Annotated in this window: 16 protein-coding genes; 8 read left to right on the top strand and 8 right to left on the bottom strand. The window is 48.3% G+C overall.

Features of this window, described 5'->3' with window-relative positions; genetic code table 11:
• The first annotated feature begins 81 nt into the window (after window positions 1–81).
• From AC5LIL_RS10900 to AC5LIL_RS10870, 7 genes are all read left to right on the top strand, one after another.
• Window positions 82–444 carry a response regulator gene (locus AC5LIL_RS10900; protein WP_074032651.1) on the top strand — a complete coding sequence of 121 codons (363 nt, stop codon included), beginning with the start codon at window positions 82–84 and terminating at the stop codon, window positions 442–444.
• Window positions 441–2,999 (top strand): sensor histidine kinase, encoded by a 2,559-nt coding sequence (locus AC5LIL_RS10895; protein ID WP_499824137.1) that lies wholly within the window; start codon window positions 441–443, stop codon window positions 2,997–2,999. The genes AC5LIL_RS10900 and AC5LIL_RS10895 overlap by 4 nt, the downstream gene beginning before the upstream one ends.
• Before the next feature lie 117 nt (window positions 3,000–3,116).
• Window positions 3,117–3,500 carry a YisL family protein gene (locus tag AC5LIL_RS10890; RefSeq protein WP_214696141.1) on the top strand — a complete coding sequence of 128 codons (384 nt, stop codon included), beginning with the start codon at window positions 3,117–3,119 and terminating at the stop codon, window positions 3,498–3,500.
• Between the two features lie 100 nt (window positions 3,501–3,600).
• On the top strand, window positions 3,601–4,632 hold the full coding sequence (locus tag AC5LIL_RS10885; protein ID WP_499824136.1) for a class I SAM-dependent methyltransferase: 1,032 nt from the start codon (window positions 3,601–3,603) through the stop codon (window positions 4,630–4,632).
• A gap of 69 nt (window positions 4,633–4,701) precedes the next feature.
• Complete coding sequence (locus tag AC5LIL_RS10880; protein ID WP_499824135.1) at window positions 4,702–6,195, top strand: phytoene desaturase family protein; 1,494 nt, start codon at window positions 4,702–4,704, stop codon at window positions 6,193–6,195.
• Window positions 6,192–7,670 carry a phytoene desaturase family protein gene (locus AC5LIL_RS10875; RefSeq protein WP_499824134.1) on the top strand — a complete coding sequence of 493 codons (1,479 nt, stop codon included), beginning with the start codon at window positions 6,192–6,194 and terminating at the stop codon, window positions 7,668–7,670. Before AC5LIL_RS10880 ends, AC5LIL_RS10875 begins: the two co-directional genes overlap by 4 nt.
• Entirely contained in the window at window positions 7,636–8,478 is an 843-nt protein-coding gene (locus tag AC5LIL_RS10870; protein WP_499825363.1) for a phytoene/squalene synthase family protein, read from the top strand. Before AC5LIL_RS10875 ends, AC5LIL_RS10870 begins: the two co-directional genes overlap by 35 nt.
• A 442-nt stretch (window positions 8,479–8,920) precedes the next feature.
• Here AC5LIL_RS10870 and AC5LIL_RS10865 read toward each other — a convergent pair whose 3' ends face one another.
• The 6 genes from AC5LIL_RS10865 to ybaK form a co-directional block, all read right to left on the bottom strand.
• Window positions 8,921–10,387: a phytoene desaturase family protein gene (locus AC5LIL_RS10865; RefSeq protein WP_499824133.1), complete on the bottom strand. Its 1,467-nt coding sequence runs from the start codon at window positions 10,385–10,387 to the stop codon at window positions 8,921–8,923.
• Window positions 10,388–10,417: 30 nt separating this feature from the next.
• Window positions 10,418–11,485 carry a glycosyltransferase family 2 protein gene (locus AC5LIL_RS10860; RefSeq protein ID WP_499824132.1) on the bottom strand — a complete coding sequence of 356 codons (1,068 nt, stop codon included), beginning with the start codon at window positions 11,483–11,485 and terminating at the stop codon, window positions 10,418–10,420.
• The gene (locus tag AC5LIL_RS10855; protein WP_499824131.1) at window positions 11,482–12,180 is read right to left on the bottom strand and encodes a lysophospholipid acyltransferase family protein; all 699 of its coding nucleotides are present in this window, start codon (window positions 12,178–12,180) and stop codon (window positions 11,482–11,484) included. The genes AC5LIL_RS10860 and AC5LIL_RS10855 overlap by 4 nt, the downstream gene beginning before the upstream one ends.
• Window positions 12,146–12,895, bottom strand: coding sequence for a carotenoid biosynthesis protein (locus AC5LIL_RS10850; protein WP_214785378.1), 750 nt, complete (start codon window positions 12,893–12,895; stop codon window positions 12,146–12,148). The genes AC5LIL_RS10855 and AC5LIL_RS10850 overlap by 35 nt, the downstream gene beginning before the upstream one ends.
• Window positions 12,896–12,984: 89 nt before the next feature.
• Window positions 12,985–13,683 carry a CDP-diacylglycerol--serine O-phosphatidyltransferase gene (pssA, locus tag AC5LIL_RS10845; RefSeq protein WP_031421233.1) on the bottom strand — a complete coding sequence of 233 codons (699 nt, stop codon included), beginning with the start codon at window positions 13,681–13,683 and terminating at the stop codon, window positions 12,985–12,987.
• 19 nt (window positions 13,684–13,702) lie between these two features.
• Window positions 13,703–14,167 (bottom strand): Cys-tRNA(Pro) deacylase, encoded by a 465-nt coding sequence (ybaK, locus tag AC5LIL_RS10840; RefSeq protein ID WP_499824130.1) that lies wholly within the window; start codon window positions 14,165–14,167, stop codon window positions 13,703–13,705.
• Between the two features lie 151 nt (window positions 14,168–14,318).
• Between ybaK and AC5LIL_RS10835 the strand changes: the two genes are divergently transcribed.
• Window positions 14,319–15,053, top strand: a complete 735-nt coding sequence (locus tag AC5LIL_RS10835) for an enoyl-CoA hydratase/isomerase family protein (RefSeq protein ID WP_214785376.1) — start codon at window positions 14,319–14,321, stop codon at window positions 15,051–15,053.
• A 23-nt stretch (window positions 15,054–15,076) separates the two neighbouring features.
• On the opposite strand, the gene AC5LIL_RS10830 is transcribed toward AC5LIL_RS10835, so the two are convergent.
• Both AC5LIL_RS10830 and AC5LIL_RS10825 read right to left on the bottom strand, forming a co-directional pair.
• Window positions 15,077–16,435, bottom strand: coding sequence for an MATE family efflux transporter (locus tag AC5LIL_RS10830; RefSeq protein WP_211781580.1), 1,359 nt, complete (start codon window positions 16,433–16,435; stop codon window positions 15,077–15,079).
• 160 nt (window positions 16,436–16,595) lie between these two features.
• Window positions 16,596–18,380 carry a glycoside hydrolase family 13 protein gene (locus AC5LIL_RS10825; RefSeq protein WP_214785375.1) on the bottom strand — a complete coding sequence of 595 codons (1,785 nt, stop codon included), beginning with the start codon at window positions 18,378–18,380 and terminating at the stop codon, window positions 16,596–16,598.
• Window positions 18,381–18,708 lie beyond the last annotated feature (328 nt).

Genomic DNA, 18,708 nt, shown 5'->3' with positions numbered 1-18,708 from the left:
GTTTCGTACGTCTTTTTATTTTGTGTAACAATTACAAATCCGTTAAAATAAAAAAATGGGATAAAAAATGGAGGAACGATTATGGTTAAAATCTTACTTGCGGAAGACGAAGAAGTACTACGCATGCTTGTGATGGATACATTAGAAGACGAAGGATACGATATCGATGAGGCACAAGATGGCGTAGAGGCCTATCGATTGATTGAAGAGAACGAATATGATTTGGTGATTGTGGACCATATGATGCCTGGGATGACAGGGCTTGAGGTCATTGAAAAAGTACGGAAGTTACCAGGGCGACAAGATACGAAAGTGATGATGTTGACAGCGAAAAGCCAACAATCTGACCGTGATTGCGCGAATGAGATTGGGGTCGACTACTTCATTTCAAAACCGTTCAGCCCACTTGAACTCGTTAAAATCATAGGAGGCATCGTGAAGTGAAAAGGTGGTTTAAACAAAAACTTGGGCGAGACATCATGGTCGTCCTCTATTCATTCCTCGCCATTGCGTTGGTTGGATCGGTTCTGACATATGTGTATATCGAGAATCGACTCGAGGCGAATGAGGCTCGTTTACGTCAAGTAGACGAACGCGTCGATCGGTTGACGACGCTTTGGGATGAATGGCAAGCCGATCAATATGACACGCGCGGGTATCTTTTGTTTGGTGATACGGCGTCGCTAGAACGTTCAAGTGCGAACGAAGCAAAGTTCCAACAAGAAATTAACTGGTTTAAAACACAGGTACAAACTCGCCAAGGTGAATTGTTCGCAGAAGATTTGCAACAGTTCCATGACTTCTACTATGACGTCATCATTCCGGTGACGTATGAGTATGCGCAGGCACAGCTTGATGGTGAAGTTACGGAAACGTTTATCGATGCGGAAACGATTGCTGAGTTACCGACAGCTCAACGTTTAATTGACCAAGGTCTCGTTCAATTTAACCCGGAGCGTGGCATCGATATTTTAGGACCGATTGATGAAGTCGAATCGTCTCTCGAAAACTATCGTCAGTTGATGGCGTCTGAAAAAGAGACCGTTTACGCGGAATGGCGCCAAAACAATAACATGCTTCAATTCTTGTGGATCATGAGCATCGCCTCATTCGCCGCATTAATTTTGTTATTCGTCCAACCGTTCCTTCGTCGTCAAACACGTTTGATTTCAAAACTTTCGATTGCATCGAACCGTTTGTTGAAAGGTGAAATCGTCGACTTGAGTGATCAAATGAAACGTGAAGACGAAATCGGGACGATGTCTCGCTCGTTCCATAAGATGGCTGAGACACTTCGTGACAACGAACGTCATTTGATTGAAAAGAATCATGAACTTCAAGCACAACAAGAAGAATTGATTGCCCAACAAGAAGAGCTACAGGCACAGCAACAAGAGCTTGAAGAGATTCTCGAACAGACACAACAAAACGAACAACATCTCGCTTACCGGAACGAATTGACGGAGACGTTAGCGTCACGTGATTCGCTTACGGCTTATCCAGAGATTATCGAGAAACTCGTTACGATTACGGACTCGGAAGTCGGCGCACTCGTCTTCGTAGATGAATCAGGTACGTACCGCGTGACGAGCCATGGTTTGAATGACACATTGTCACGCCAGTTGCTCGATAGTGAGAATTCTGTATTGACACGAGCAATGACATTGAAGACGACGGTGCATTCGTCGAAACAAGTCGCAAGTGACCACCCACTCCCGTATCCGTACTATATGTTCGAGACGGCGGTGCCGGTCCATGACCCGACGGATGACTCAATCATCGCGTTCATCTATTTGGTCCGTTATAAAGACCGTTTCACACAGACGCAGATGGGTGACATCATGTCGTTCGCTCGTCAGCTTTCACTCTCGCTCTTACGGATGCGTTTATTCGAAGAGATGAAACGGGAGAAAGGGAAGACGGAACGCATTCTCGATTCGATTCGAGAGGCGGTCGTCTATATCGAACATGCGACGGATGATGTATTCGTGAACCGACCACTCTACGAGATGTTCCCAGAACTGAGTGATGTCAGCACGCAGGACCTTGAAGAAGAATCATGGGAAGAGTGGCGCAATCGTCTTGTCGAAACCGTAGACCAAGCGGAGGACTTTACGAAGTATACGAATCGCTTGTTCACCGAAGACTTCCCGCATGACAGCGTCAGCTTCTCGATCCGTAAAGGTGAGATGAACCTGCAGATGTATGCGGAACGGATTATCGTTGGCGGTCTTTCGAAAGGGACGCTTCTCGTTTTCCGAGATATCACGAGTGAAACAGAAGCTGAGCGACTGAAGAGCGAGTTTATCTCAACGATTTCTCATGAATTGCGGACACCACTCTCGTCCATCTACGGTTTTACAGAATTGATGGTGAAGAAACAGTTACCAAATGAGAAACAAGCAAAATATTTAGAGACAATCCATGCAGAGACAGAACGTCTGACGCACCTCGTCAACGACTTCCTCGATGTGCAGCGGATGGAATCCGGTAGTCAAATGTACGACCGGGAACAACTTGATATCGAACCGGTCGTCCGTGATATGTTGACGTTTTATGAAGCGTCTTCCTTGAAGCACGAATTCGAATTGATTGCGGATGATGCTCGTCCTTATGAGTTGTTCGTTGACTGCCAGAAGTTCAAGCAGCTGATGAGTAATCTATTGTCGAATGCCGTGAAGTATTCTCCACGTGGTGGAAAGATTACGGTGGAGCTTGCCCATCATGAGCATATCGTATCGATCAAAGTGAAGGACGAAGGGATTGGAATTCCGAGCGACGCGCTCGATCGATTATTCGATAAGTTCTATCGCGTCGATAACTCCGATAGCCGCGAAATCGGCGGAACGGGTCTTGGGTTACCGATCTGTCAAGAAATCGTCCGTGGCCATAACGGTCAAATTCATGTGGAATCGATTCAACACGAAGGGTCGACCTTCATCGTTGAAATTCCTAGCTATGAATATGCTGTCCAAGAGGCAGAGACGACACCAGTATAATGAAATGAGTCATCCTTGAAGGATGGCTCATTTTTTTTAGTAAGCGTTCGCTTGACCAATCAGGAGAAGGTTCGTGTACAATGAAGACTGTACAACAACATAAAGGGGGGCATTAGAATGCCACTGATTGCATTCTTGCACACGCACGTTACGAGCTGGATTTTATTACTTATTTTGTTTGCCGTGGCCTATATCGGTTATAAGAACGGCAACAAGAGTGGAAAGATCGCACATATGGCGTTTCGACTCATGTTACTCATCGCATTCGGAACAGGACTTTATCTCTACCTTCAATTAAACGGAGGCGGCACGTTCTATCACGTGAAAATCACAGTCGGTTTATTGACACTAATCTTCGGTGAGATGACGCTCGTCAAAGTGAAAAAGAAAAAACCATCAAACGCCTTGTTCGGCGGATTTATTGTATTGGCACTTGTGACAATCTTTATCGGTTACGCATTACCATATGGCCAATCATTCTTCAACAGCTTCATTCAATAAGATTTTCCCACTTCGCACACCGAAGTGGGAATTTTTTGTTTGTACACAAATTATTAGGGGAAAATAAAAAAATCAGTAATCATGACGATGAGGTGAAACGATGGATCAACAAATGACTGAATGGACACGCGTATTACATGCACGGAAATGGATGAAACAAACAGAATCATTTTTACCACTATGGCACGGATATATCGGATATAAGTTTGGCTTTTTCGATGCGCTTCAAGGTGGCGCAAGCGTGGCGGAAATGAACTTGCGACTCAAACGCCCGGTGACGCAACTTGCACTAGAGCGTTGGTTAGAAGTCGGGGTCGCAGTGCGTCATTTGAAGAAGAGAGGCTGGCGCTATTACCCGACACGTGGCTTAAAATATCAATTATCTGGTAACGACGAACGGAGCATTGGATTCATGCTTCAAGAGATGATGGAACTCCACATCCCTGCGTTGATCGCTTACCCGGAATTTTTAGAGTCCGGAAAACAAAAGACATTTGATGGGGCCGAGCACGGTCAAGTCGTCGCAAAAACGTCGACCCTCGTAGAGACGGTCGCTTTCCCGATTGTACAGCAGTTATTACGCCAGGCAAATGTCCAATCGATGCTTGATATCGGATGTGGCCACGGTGGCTATTTACGTAAATTACAAGCGCTCGAACCGAGTTGGGAACTGACAGGCATCGATTTAGAGGAAGAGGTCATCGAAGAGGCGCGGTCTCGTGATGAACGGGGTGATATTCATTTTGAAGTCGCTGACTTTATGAACTGGGAAACGGACGAGCAGTTCGATGCGGTCATGATGAACAATATGCTCTATTACTTTTCACCAGAAGAGCGGATCAAGCTGCTTCAGAGACTTCGGAATCGTTTAGAACAGAACGGGGTCGCAGTTCTCGTGACGCCGCTTGCAGAGACGGCACTGGGCGGACGATTCGCTTCCGCATTCAACGCATTCATGACTCTTCATGACAACTTGTATCCGCTCCCGACCATTCCACGATTACGCCTACAAATGCAAGAAGTCGGATTTGAACAAATTCGATTTATCCCATTCATCCCAGAAGGATCTTGGTACATCGTCATCGCCGAGCGAGGAAGAAAGAACCTGCTCAATCAACCGATTGAAAATTGAACTTGTCTCCGGTCATTTCTATAATGATAGAGAAGCATAAGAGACTATTCACATAGGGAGTTGTTGAGTGTGTCGAAACAAAGAGTTGCCGTAATAGGGGCAGGACCTGGTGGATTGGCTGCTGCGATGCTACTGGCGCATCGTGGGGTAGACGTCACCGTGTTTGAGAAACAACCGTTTGTCGGAGGGAGGACGTCACGCCTGCAAGTCGGCGAATTCACGTTTGACCGAGGACCTACATTTTTAAACATGCCATATATTTTAGAAGAAATCTTTGAAGAAACCGGACGCGATTTACATGATTACGTCGAGATGAAGCGGCTCGAACCGATGTATGATTTGTATTTCGACCGCGGTACGCGTCAACTCTCGATGACGACAGATCGTGATCAGATGCATCAAGCCATCGAAGAACAATTCCCGGGAAATGGGGAAGGGTATGAACGATTCATGAGCGAACAGGCAATCAAGTTGTCCAAGTTGATGCCTGTCCTACAGACCGCACATGATAAATTGACCGATTACGTCTCGTTGCGCGTACTCAAAGCACTGCCGTTTCTGTCGATTGGGAAGTCGCTTTATGATGTCTTATCCGAGTACTTCACGAGCGAAGAACTAAAGTATGCGTTTACCTTTCAAGCAAAATATTTAGGCATGTCCGCTTGGGAATGCCCGGGCGGTTTCTCCATTTTATCGTATATGGAACACGCATATGGGGTTCATCACCCGATTGGGGGAGTGAATCAACTTTGCCATGCGATGGCGAAAGTCGTGGAAGAAGAAGGTGGCTCCATTCGTCTAGGAGAACCGGTGGAGCGCCTCCTCATGGAGGACAAGAAAGTGACAGGTCTCGTGGCCGGAAGCGTCCATTATGCGTTCGATGAAGTCGTAATCGGTGCTGATTTTGCACATGCGATGACGTCGCTCGTTCCTGACGGTAAACTATCGAAGTGGAGTCCGAATCAACTGAAGAAGAAGCGCTATTCGTGCTCGACATTCATGCTCTATCTCGGACTTGATCACATATACGAAGACGTGGCACACCATTCGATTCACTTTGCAGACGATTATGAGTTGAACGTCAAAGAGATGACGCAAGAATTGAAACTGAGTGAGGATTTCTCATTCTACGTTCAAAACGCCTCACGCATCGACCCGACGCTCGCGCCTGCAGGAAAGTCATCGCTTTACGTGCTCGTACCGGTACCGAATAACTTATCCGGTCTCCCATGGGACGAGCTACAGACGACGATGACAGAACGTGTGCTCGACGCCCTTGAGACACGGTCACCGTACCAAGGCATCCGACAACATATCGAGGTGATGGAGACGTTGACGCCAATGGATTGGGAGACGTTCGGTGTATATGAAGGAGCGACGTTTAACCTTGGCCATAATCTTTCGCAAATGATGTATTTCCGTCCGCACAACCAATTTGAAGAGCTCGACAACGTCTGGCTCGTCGGCGGTGGAACGCATCCGGGGAGTGGACTTCCGACGATTTTTGAATCGGCGCGAATCACGACGAACCTGTTACGTGAACGGGCAGGTGTCGGCCGATGAACATCAGCTTTGTCGGAGCCGGGGTCGGTACACTTTATGCCGCCCTCTTATTGACGAAACGGAATCCGTCGCTAAACATCACGATTTATGAGAAAGAAGCACGCGTCGGTGGACGGTTGAACTATGTTGAGTTTGAGAATGGGGCGAAAGTCGATGAAGGGCCGACGATTGTTTTGTTACCGAGTAAACTGAAGCAACAGTTGATGGAAGCAGGGTTACCGGAAAGTGAAGTCGAGTTACTCGAAGTCGACCCGCTCTATCGCTTGCGTTATCAAGACGGGACATCATTCTACAAATATCGCGATATCGAACGACAGGCAGAAGAAATCGAGCGGACGTTCGGTGAAGGGGACGCGTTTCGTCATTATATGTCGCAGAAGAAAGAAGAGTATCGGATTGGATTCGATACGTTTTTGGACCGAAGCTACGCATCAAAGACGGAACTATTCGAACCTAAACTATTGCTCCTCCTGATGCGTCTGAAAGCATATGAAACCGCCCATGCGAACATGAAACGTTTCTTTGAGGACGAACGCCTACGAGTCGCCTACAGTTTACAGACACTCTATATCGGTGGTAATCCTTATGCGACGCCTTCTTTATATGGACTGATCCCGTATCGTGAACAGGAAGAGGGCGTCTGGTACGTAAAAGGAGGATATTTCTCGCTTGCGGCGAAAATGGAACAAGAGCTGAAGCGTCGAGGTGTCCGTTTCGTGATGAATGCGACCGTCAATCGCGTTCACGTCACAAACGGAGTGGCGGACGGTGTCACGGTCAATGACGAATATGTGTCTTATGACGCGGTTGTCGTGAATGGGGACTTCCCACTCATGGAGCGACTCATTGATGGCGTCACACCAAAGACATACGAACCGTCCAGCGGTACGTTACTTCTGTACTTTACCGTTGATGGAGCACTCGATTTACCAGTCCATCAATTTGATTTGCCAAACGATTTTGAAGGATCGATGCGCACAATCTTTGAGGATGGTAAACTAAGTGAGTATCCGGCGATGTACACGTTCAATCCATCACGGATTGATGCGACACTCGCGCCGGATGGGACGAGCGTGTTATATGTCCTCGTTCCCGTACCTCGTAAATTGGAACGGGAAGACTTTGAGACGCAAGGAACGATTGACCATCTATTCGGACGAATCGAGGCACTCGTACCAGGTTTTCGTGAGCGCGTGACCGAGATGAAGGTCCGGACACCGATGGATGCTGAGCGTTTCGGTCTATTTGAAGGAGGAAGCTTTGGGATTGCACCGAAGTTGTCTCAATCAGCCGCCTTCAAGCCACAGGCAAGACCGTTCCCAAAAATCGAACGATTGTATGCGGTTGGTGCATCTGTCCATCCATGTGGTGGCGTGCCAATTGTCATGATTGGATCACAGTTACTCGTGAAAAAAATGGAAGAAGAAATGGGGGCAATACATCGTGACGACACAAGAAGCGTATCGTCAATGTGAGGAAATCATGAAGAAAGGCTCGCTGACTTTTTATCGGGCCTTCTCTTTGCTCTCAAAACCAGATCGTCAAGCGGTCATGGCTGTGTATACGTTTTGTCGGACCCTTGATGATGCAGTTGATGAATCGGACCGTCCAGAAGAAAGTCTGGCGTCGTTTTTGCATGCGTTCGATCGTTTTTTGGCCGGGTATGATCAAGACGATGCACTATGGGTTGCCCTTCGAGATGTCTGGCAGCGCTATGAGATGGACGTCGATCCCTTCTTCGAGCTAGCAGAGGGGATGAAGTGGGATTTACATAAGTCGCGGTATGAGACGCTCGAAGAGACCGAGCAATATAGCTACTATGCGGCGAGCACGGTCGGTCTGATGCTACTCCCGATTCTTGTCCCGAATCAAGACGCTGCGACGAAACGCCAGCTTCGGCAAGGTGCCATTGACCTTGGAATTGCGATGCAACTGACAAATATTTTGCGAGATGTCGGGGAAGATTTGAACCGAGACCGCATTTATTTACCACGGACAATGATGCGACAGTTCGCTGTAACTGAAGAGATGTTACAGCAACGAGAAGTGACACCTGCTTTTATCGAATTATGGGAGGCGTTGGCGAAACGTGCGGAATTCTTGTATGAACGCGCACGTGGAGCCCATCACCTCTATCCACTGGCCAGTCGAAAGCCAGTGCAAGCGGCAGCGCTCCTGTACGAAGGGATTCTAGATGCGGCTCGAGCGAACGGATATGACGTCTTCACAAAGCGTGCATACGTATCGACGCTCCAAAAAGGAAAGTTGCTAGCAAAACTATAAGATGTCAGGTTTACTGTAGGCGCTTTTAGGCGTCTACAGTTTTTTGCGCAAAAAAAAACCACTTTTGGCGGGGGACCAAAAGTGGCGTAAGCGTTATGTGATCCATTCATCGGGGAAATGAATGAATCGATTTGTGATGAAGCCCTAAAGATGTGCCGGGATTCATGGGGAATGAATCAGTTGGGACATCTTCGTTGAAACAGGATGCTTGATGGACTAAGGGGGAACATCATACGCAAGCTGTCTCAACTACGGGATACGAGTGGGGAAACTCGCTCATCACTTTTTCTCGGGTGTGACAAGTTCAAAACGCGATGAGGCTCGGGGAAGCCATTCGATCGCTACAGGTGTAACCAACGTTACAGAACTGCTTGAACTCGAATATGATATTATCACGTCTTTCAATTGTCGACAAGTGTCGAAACTCGCGTTCACAAAATGTTCATATTGTCAGAGGTATGTCCTCTAACATCGATCGTGCCGCGAATTGTCCTGAAAGCGTGACCATTGGGCTCCCTCCCCCAGGATGGGTCGAACCACCTGCAAACCAGATGTTCGACACGTCCGTCGAGCGGGCTGCTGGTCTAAAGAATGCACCTTTTTTCGAGTTGGCCGACGTGCCATAAAGAGCACCGTAATATGCATAAAAGTCACGGCTCAAGTCTTGTGGTGTCACACGTCGGTGGAAGAGAACCTCTTCTTCTTCCCAATCGACACCGAACGCGCGCAACCGACGACGTATCAAATGCTCATACGTATCGGCATCAATGTCCGTCAAATGCGCGGGAGCATTGACGAGGATGAACAAGTTGTCTCCTGCCTCTCCCATCGATGGGTCAGTTGCGGATGAATTGGAGATATAGATGGTCGGCTCGTCTGCATAGCGTTCTTCTTGGAAGAGTGCCTTAAATTCTCGCTCGTAGTCGTCAGAGAAATAGACGTTATGATGAGCAAGGTTCAAGCGTTTCGATAACCCGATCATTAACACGAATGCAGAGATGGACGGCTCGACGGTATCGCGAGTTGGGACCGGGAAAGAAGGACGGTCTTTCGCATCGACAAGTCGAGGATATTGCGTGAGCAGCTCGCCATTGAGCAGAACAGCATCGCAAGAGATGACTTCTTTGTCATCAACGACGACTTCATGGGCTTTCCCGTTCAAGACTTCAATTTTCGTCACTTCGTGTCCGAGTCGGAACGTCACCCCGAGTTCACTCGCTCGCTTCGCAAACCCTTTGGCGATGTTCCAGTTGCCTCCCTTGGCAAAATAGACCCCTTCATTCAATTCTAAATGAGAGATGAGCGCGAACGTGCCGGGTGTCACGTACGGGCTACTGCCGATATACGTCGCATATCGGTCGATTGCCTGGATGATGCGCTTATCTTTGAAGTATTTCTGATGAAGGGCATGCAGACTTTGCAGCGGGTGTACTTTTACCATGTCCGCCCAAAGGCCCGGATCTAATTTTGTCTCCATACGGGTGAAGAAGCGTTCGTTCGCGATTCGGAACAACTTCTCTGCTTCATCTAAATAAGCTTGTAATTGATTTTTCTTCATTTGGTCATTCGTCAATCGTCGCACTTCCGATTCAAGCTGTGCCCGATCGGCGCTAAATGTGAACGAGGAGCCGTCCGAATAATGATTGACGGTATGTTGATCGAGTTTGATCAATTCAAAATAGTCATCAGGATTGGCACCGCTGTTTCGGATGACGGAACGAAAGACATCTGGCATCGTGATGGTGTTCGGACCGAAGTCGAAACGGTGCCCGTCGGTGATGACGGGCATAAGTTTTCCGCCGACATGTTCATTCTTCTCAATGACCGTGACGTCATAGCCGTGTGTGGCGAGCGTGACGGCAGCGCTCAGGCCACCTAGCCCTGCTCCAATGACAACAATTTGTTTCATACATTTGTCCCCCTTAAGTAAAACGCTCGATTAGGAATAATGGCGACCTTTCCACGTGATCGGTAGACGTCTCCATTTACGGATGACGGCGTTCCCGAGTAAGGTCAGATAAGCGATCAAGCTGATTGGATGCAACCATGTACCGGATCCATGAGATTTTATGTCGACAGCAAGTCGGGCGAGGAGTACGAAGAGTGCCGCACTAATCGTTTGCCAACTTGGTGAAAATAGCCATGCGAACATGGCGGTCAACTGAATCCCGTAATACGTCAAGAAGTACAAGGCAAGTCCTACTGATTCATTCATTCCCTTGAATACGTTTTTTGAAAACCCGCTCCATACTTCTTCATTCGTCTCATACATATCACAAGAGATGAACGGGGCGACTTGAACGAGTGACGTCACTTTTTGATGACGCTTGAACATACGACATAAATCGATGTCATCAATCAACGATGAACGGATCGAAGCGTGCCCACCAATCTCTTCGTAACTATTTCGTTCGACAAGTACATTCATTCCGTTCGCTGCCGCGAATGCTGGGTGTTTCACTTTTCGCCAGAACAAAGGCAGGTGTTGGGCGATGAGCACATGTTGCATCGGAATCAACAATTTCCCGAGAAATGTCGATGTCGGAAATTGAGGAAATCCGGATAAAAAGACAGCCTTTTCACGAGCGAGTGTCGCATGCATGCGGGGGATGAAGCTCGAATCGATGGTGACGTCCGCATCTAAAAAGAGGAGATACGGTTCAGTCGTATGTGTTGCGAGCTGATGACAGGCATGGACTTTCCCGGCCCAGTCATCAGGTAAAGGGACTCCCTGAATGACGGTGAATCGGGAATCGTCTCCGATTGCGCGATGTAATCGTTCATATGTATCGTCTTCGGAGCGGTCTTCATAAATGTAGACATGAGTATTCTCCGGGATCGCCATTTGTAAATTAGTAATCAATCGGTCGACATGTCGTGACTCGTTCCGCATCGGGATGCAGACGGCTGTCGCCATAGCTTTCCCGGTTTTTGCGAGTGGTCGTAAAAACGCTAGATTCACGAGTGTGAAGATGAGCATGCAGAGGGTCACGAACCAAAGAATCATGAGCCCCTCCTCCCGAGTCGAACGAACGTTTCTGTCCATTCGGCTAGATTGCGTCGCGGACGGAACAAAGGAGCATAGGCGGTCGAACGTGTGATGACGTCATCTCTGACATCGTCATACAACTGCTCGAGCGCTTGCGCAATCTCTTGTTTTTGAGTTCTCCGAGTCGACGAGGTCACGCTGTATTTTCGGAATCGGACGTAGACAACGGGCTCGGCATGGCTTTCAAATGCATAATACATGGCACATAAATGAAGGGGACGCTCATTCAGTAACAGGGTCGCCCCAGATTCGATTTCAATCGGACGCATTTCTTGAGGGACTTCTCGACCTTGTGGATACATCCATACCGATTTGCCTGAAGCGATCAACTCATTCGCGTAGGCGAGGGAAGCACGCACATCGGATAGACTTCCTTTTTTTACAGAGAAGGCCCCAAGGTGACGAAAGAACGGGAAACGACGCAATCCGTCCTCGTCCATCAACACATGGATGTCATGTCTCAAAAAATGTTCATTCACCATATACATGACGAGTCCATCCCACCAAGCACTGTGCGTACTTAAGATTAAACCAGGTGTCGGGATATCATCGGTTCGAATAAAAATATTATGAAACGTCGGACGAATCTGACGTTCCCTTACGAATGTTGAGAATACATTATTGAACCATTTCTTTTTGTGTGACTCGATCATCGCGAACTCTCCTTTCTAAAAGAATCACCCCAGACGTCAGAATACTCAGGAAGCCGATTCCATAGAGACCTGCGTTCACGGCCGTGACGCCAAAGAGGGCATGAAGCATGACGAACAAGTAAACGCCGTGCTGGATGAACAAAGAATCGACAGCTCGTTCGTGACGCTGTAACAACCATGAGAAAATAAGGGATAACCCGAACCAACCGATAAAGTTTTGCGTCGGGATATCATAATACAAGCCGTCATTTGCCCATTCCCAGTAGCCTTTCACGTTTGCTGCTACAGGATCGATTGCCATATCGAGCCATACGGCGAGAATCGGGACGAGCCATAAAATGTTGTTGCGAAACGTGAAGAGTCGAGCCACGGCAAAACTAGAGCCAATGACAGCGAGCCACGCCGCACCGATTGTGACAGGGACTCCAAAGACTGTCGGACCGAATGCCTCGGCATAGACGTATTCGCTGAACGGGAACCCTGTTTTTACGCCAAGTGTCTCGACGGCGATCGAACCGAAGAAAATAAACGGAACAATCCAAACACCTTGTCGAATCCCTTGATAAAGAATCGTTCCACCAATCGCGCCGGCGAGCCATAAAAAGACGGGGTTCGCCCATTCTAACCAAGGCGGAAGCAAATCGAATCCGACTAAGATCAACCCAATGAAATACCAGACAATAAACCATTTCCAAATAAACGGATACACTTTCATTCCATCACCTCTTCTTTCATTCTAAAGCTCATCTTAGTCTTCGTCTAACAAATGCATGTACAAAAAAAGAGCCTCGTCGAACGAGACTCTTAATTGGCCATCCGTTTCCGTCTTTTCACGAACGAGAAAGCGATGAATAAGACATAAAACGGGACGGCGATAAACCAGAACGTCGGCCATTCTTTCCAACGTGCGAACATCATGTACGTCACATAGACGAGGCTGATCGTAATGATGAACGAGTGACGTGGCAGTGGCACATCTTTAAAACTCGGGATGCGGACACGGCTGACCATCAACAGGGCGAGCCCTGTGAAGAAAATCGGTGTCAACAGTTCGCTGACGCGGTCCCCGAACGTCGTGATGACGGCGAGAAGTCCACCGGCGGCCGTAATCGGGACGCCTGAGAAGTAACTTGCCGCAACGTTTGTCGCAGACAAGTTGAAGCGGGCGAGACGGTATGCACCGAATAGCGGAAAGAGTGCCGCAAAGAACAATCCATAATTGCCGTAATCAATGAAAAACGTATAATAGGCGAGCATTGCCGGTGCGACACCGAACGTAACGATGTCAGCGAGCGAGTCTAGCTCCTTCCCAAAGTCCCCAGCGACTCCGAGCATACGGGCGAGGCGCCCGTCTAAACTATCGAGCATCATCGCGATGATGATTAATAGTGTGGCGTTTGAGAAGTCACCACGTGCGGCGTAGACAATCGCGACGACACCACAAAATAAGTTTCCGAACGTAAAGGAGTTTGGAACCCACGAACGGATGCGTTCTTTCCACATAATTTTGCCCCCAGTAAGGTCATTGGCTGAACCAGCGACCGTTTGTGAATTGCAGTAAATCTTTTGGCTTCAACTCGATTTGATAACCACGTTTCCCGGCAGAGATTGTGATGGTCTCTTTCTCTTTAGCTGCCTCGTGCAGATATACGGGGAACGGCTTCTTCGCCCCGATGGGAGAGACGCCACCCCGGATGTATCCGGTCAGTGCCTCGAGCTCTTTCATCGGGACAGGCGATGCTTTCTTCGCCCCCCAAGCTTTCGCGGCTGCCTTTAAATCGATGTCACGCTCTCCGGAAATGAGAAAGAAGGCGTATTGTTTTTTCTCGTTCACGAGACAAATCGTTTTGTACAGTTCATCGAGCGGTTTCTGAAGCGTCTCCGCAACATGTTTGGCAGAGACATCGGTTTCATCGACTTCATACGTATGATAAGCGAACGGAATCTTCTTTTGTTTCAGTTGCCGAGCGGCGTTTGTCAGTTGCATCTGACTCATCCTTTCGTGACCGACTCCTTTTAGAATAGCAAATCAACCAACTTCACGGCAATTGAACTTCAAAAAACTTTTCAGTAAAGGAAGGAGTTTGGCGGAATGGCGAAGAAATGAACAGTGATTCATTTTATAAGGGGGAATGAAAGTGGAGACGATTCAATTGACGACGCACAATGGGGTAGGGTGGTTGAAACTAAACCGGCCTGAAAAGCTGAACGCCTTAAACGAAACGTTGTTACGTGAAATGAAAACGGCAATCGATGAATTTGATCAGGACGACGCGGTTCGCGTCATCGTCCTTGTCGGCGAAGGACGGGCATTCTCATCTGGACAAGATTTAACGATTGAGAGCGATGCAGATTACGGGGAATATTTAGAAGAGGTGTATCATCCACTCGTCCGTGCGCTTTTCTCATGCCGTAAGCCAATCATCGCGGGCATTCATGGTGTCGTCGCAGGAGCGGGACTCAGTTTGGCACTCGCGGCAGACGTTCGAATCGTCGCCAAGTCGACGAAGTTCAGCTCGGCGTTCATTAAAATCGGGTTGGTCGCAGATGCAGGCGGACCGTATCACTTACGTCGACTCATGCGAGATGACCTCGCATTAGATTGGTTGTGGAGTGGTAGTACGATTGACTCAGAGGCGGCGCACACATTCGGACTCGTCACAGAGCTCGTGGAAGATGCGATGTATACGGAGCGATTGACGTCATACGCTGAGACGCTCGCTGCGAAATCACCGGTTGCTGTACAAGGGATGAAGGCACTCATGCGAGCCACTTCATTTGAAGAGGGATTGAATGAAGAAATCGATTGGCAACGAAAGTGTGGGGACACGGACGTACACCGCCAGGCGATGCAGGCATTTTTAATGAAATGAAAAAAGCGGCCGCGGCCGCTTTTTTACGTGGTTGATTTGGCTTCGAACTGGAAGCCTTTTTGTTGCCATGTCCCATATTTCCAACGACGGAACGCGAAGAATCCGCGGAACCACTCATCGAGGGAGAAGGCGAGCCAAATCCCAAGGATGCCGAGCCCCATTTGAAGACCGAACAAGTAGCTGAATGCCACGGCGACACCCCACATCGAGGCAATCCCAATCATGACCGGGAAGCGGACGTCCCCAACGGACTTCAACGATCCCATCAAGACGATGTTCATGGCGCGCCCTGGCTCTAAAATGAGCGTTGCCCATAAGATTGGCACTCCGACCGCGATGATGTCAGGATTTGACGTGAAGAGACCGAGTAGCGACTCGCTGAACACCGCCAATCCGAGAGAGGCGACGAACGAGGCGAACATGGCAATCTTCAATGTTTTGACGGCGCGATGATACGCCTCTTTGAAACGTTTGCCCCCGATATCTCGCGCAATCAAGAGCTGTGTCCCTTGCGCGACGGCGACGGTGAACAAGAAGGCGAGCATCGACAAGTTCATGACGTATACCCGTGCGGCGAGGGAAGCTTCTCCCATCGTCGCAATGAAACCGGTGATGATGATCTGTGAAGCTTGATAAGACAAGTTCTCTCCGGCAGAAGGGACACCGATTTGAAGGAGCGACTGGATGTCGTCTTTCTTCGGACGAATCACTTCTTTTAACGGGAAGCGGATCATAAGTTTCCGTTTGACGAGCCAGAACAACAGGACCATGGCGGCGAATCGTGCAATCACGATGGCCCAAGCGACACCGGCAACGCCAGTGACCGGAAGTCCGAACCAGCCGGTAACGGCAAAGATGGCACCAACAGCAGTGATGATATCAATCAGAAGCGTCGCGAGCATGGCATGTTTCGTCATCCCGTGACTTCGGAGGATCGAACTGAGCGCCATGATGAGCGCTTCGGTGAATAACGACAAGCCGACGATTTGCAGGAACAACAGCCCGTGTGCAAACAGTTCATCCGATAGACCGAATAGGCGCAAAAACGTTTCACCGAACAAGAAGATGACGACGACCATGATTGCACCGAGCCACATATTCAAACTGACGGCGGAGCGGGCGAAGTCACGACTCTTCTTCATGCGCCCAGCTCCGATGGCCTGACCAATCAAAATGGTCGCCCCGACAGACGTCACACTGAAGACAATCAAGAACACGTTTAAAATTTGGTTGGCAACCCCGACGGCCGAAGCGGCGGCGTCTGAGTAATGTGCGAGCATCAATGTGGCGATGATCCCGGTTCCCATGTGGAGGGCAAGTTCGATGAAAATCGGCCACGACAGTTTGAACAGGGTGAGCTGTTCCGTTTGTTTCGTCTGCATGTAGTGTATTCTCCCTTTTCTCTATAATTCTTTCTGTTAACTATTTGTTTTGTAAAAATGTCAAAGGTCATCTTACTCCTTATGAAATGAAAAAGATAGGGGGTTTGCTAAATTATTTTCAACAAAAAAATCACCCGAAGAAATCAGGTGATTTTCGAAATTATTTCAATTTCAGAATAGCTGCACTAAATGGTGCTAGTTCAATTTCGAGTGACTCGAGATCGCGGTCATGTAACAAGTCGTAGGCGGCGCCACGATAACCGAGCGGACTTAGTTTCGAAGTAGAGTCCGAGTTGTTGAAGTAGACCAAGTACGTCTCATCTTTCGTGCATCGTTCGATGATGACGGCATTGTTGGCGTCGTCGACCAAGTTGAAGCGATACGAGCCGGCATTCGCGAGTACGGGATGGTCTTTCCGTAGCTGGATGAGCTTTTGAATGTAACGGAAGAGGTTACGGTCTTCTTCGGCTTCGTCCCACGGCATACAGCGGCGGCAACCCGGGTCTTGTTCTCCCTCGAGTCCGATTTCATCCCCATAGTAAATACATGGGCTACCTGTGTATGTGAGCATCGAGGTCATCAATAGCTTGAACTTTCCTTTATGACCTTTCGCCCGCGTCAACGCACGTGGCGTATCATGTGAGTCGATCAAGTTGAACGTGACTTCGTTAACGTTCATCGTGTTCATCATCTCGACGCGCGTCAATTCGTTGCGGAACTCAGAAGCCGTCGTCCGGTCGAGTGCGAAATAGTTCAAGCTCGCGTTCGTGAATGGATAGTTCATGACGGCATCGAACTGGTCGCCTTGTAGCCAAGGTTGAGCGTCGTGCCAAATTTCCCCGAGGATGTAGGCTTCCGGGTTCGCTTGCTTGACGGCTTTTCGGAAGTCACGCCAGAACGCATGATCAACTTCGTTGGCGACGTCTAGGCGCCATCCGTCGATGCCAAATTCTTCGACCCAGTAACGGGCGACATCTAATAAGTAAGCTTTCAACTCTGGATGCTCCGTATTGATCTTCGGCATGTTCTTTTCGAACGCGAACGTATCGTAGTTCGGCTTCGGCTCCGTCACGATTGGGAATTCACGGAGATAGAACCAATCGCGATACTCAGACGCCGGACCGTTCTCGACGACATCTTGGAACCATGGGTGGTGATATCCGACATGATTGAAGACGGCATCGAGCATGACCTTGATGCCATTCTCGTGCAAGAGGTCGACCATTTCTTTAAATTTCTCTTTTGTCCCGAACTGTGGATCGATTTCCATATAGTCGAGCGTATCGTACTTGTGGTTCGTCGTCGCTTTAAAAATCGGGCAGAAATAGATTCCGGTAATCCCGAGTTCGACCAAGTGGTCGATATGGTCAATCACCCCTTGGAAATCCCCACCGAAGAAGTTTGTGATTGTCGGCTCTGTCGAGTTCCATGGCAGTGTCTCTTCTGGATTAAGTGAAGCATCTCCATTGGCAAAGCGATCCGGGAAGATTTGATACCAAACCGTGTCCTTCACCCATGACGGTGCGTGGAAGATATCAATCGGATTGATGAACGGGACACAGAAGTAATAGCCCGTATCATCGAGTGGTTTTTCTTCGAACCATCCTTTTTCGGTATAGACGGCTGTCTCTTGTCCATCATTCAAACGGAATCCGTAGCGAAGGCGACGGAACGGTGGTTTGATGGCGATGAACCAGTAGTCATAGGCGTCGTCAAAACCGATTTTCTCCATTGGAGTCTCGTATGTACGCCAGTAGCTCGGCTTGTCCGGGTCAAAGTTCCACATAGCTGGGTCTTCAGAATGCCAATCATAAGGGTCGTTCCAAATCAAATCGACCGATTCAATATCACCACGTTTCGTATGAAAACGGATGTGGATCGTCTCACGGTCATATTTGTAAACGAACGGGGACATAGCACGATGATAAATCGCTTCTTTCATCATAAGGAAAACATTCCTTTCTTTATAGGGGATGACATCATTTTACAACACTGTGAATCAAAGAGAATAGGTGTTGCGAAAACGTTTGCTCAAGCAAAGGGTAATAAAGCGTTTACATTTTGTCAATTGCTGAAACTCATAAAAAGTGAAGATTTGAGAACAAAATTTTATAAATTACATAAATGGGTCAACAGACGTAAAAAAAGTGTAAAAAAAGACTTGTAAAACGCTTTCACAACTGTATAATAAAAATTGAGGTGAGGATGCAAACGTTTTCACTACCGTGTCAATTTCGTAGCGGAGTTTTAAAATTGACGTGGTCGTGCGATTG

The sequence above is a fragment of the Exiguobacterium sp. RM11 genome (assembly GCF_059821525.1).
This window is presented reverse-complemented; position numbering and strand designations above follow the sequence as displayed.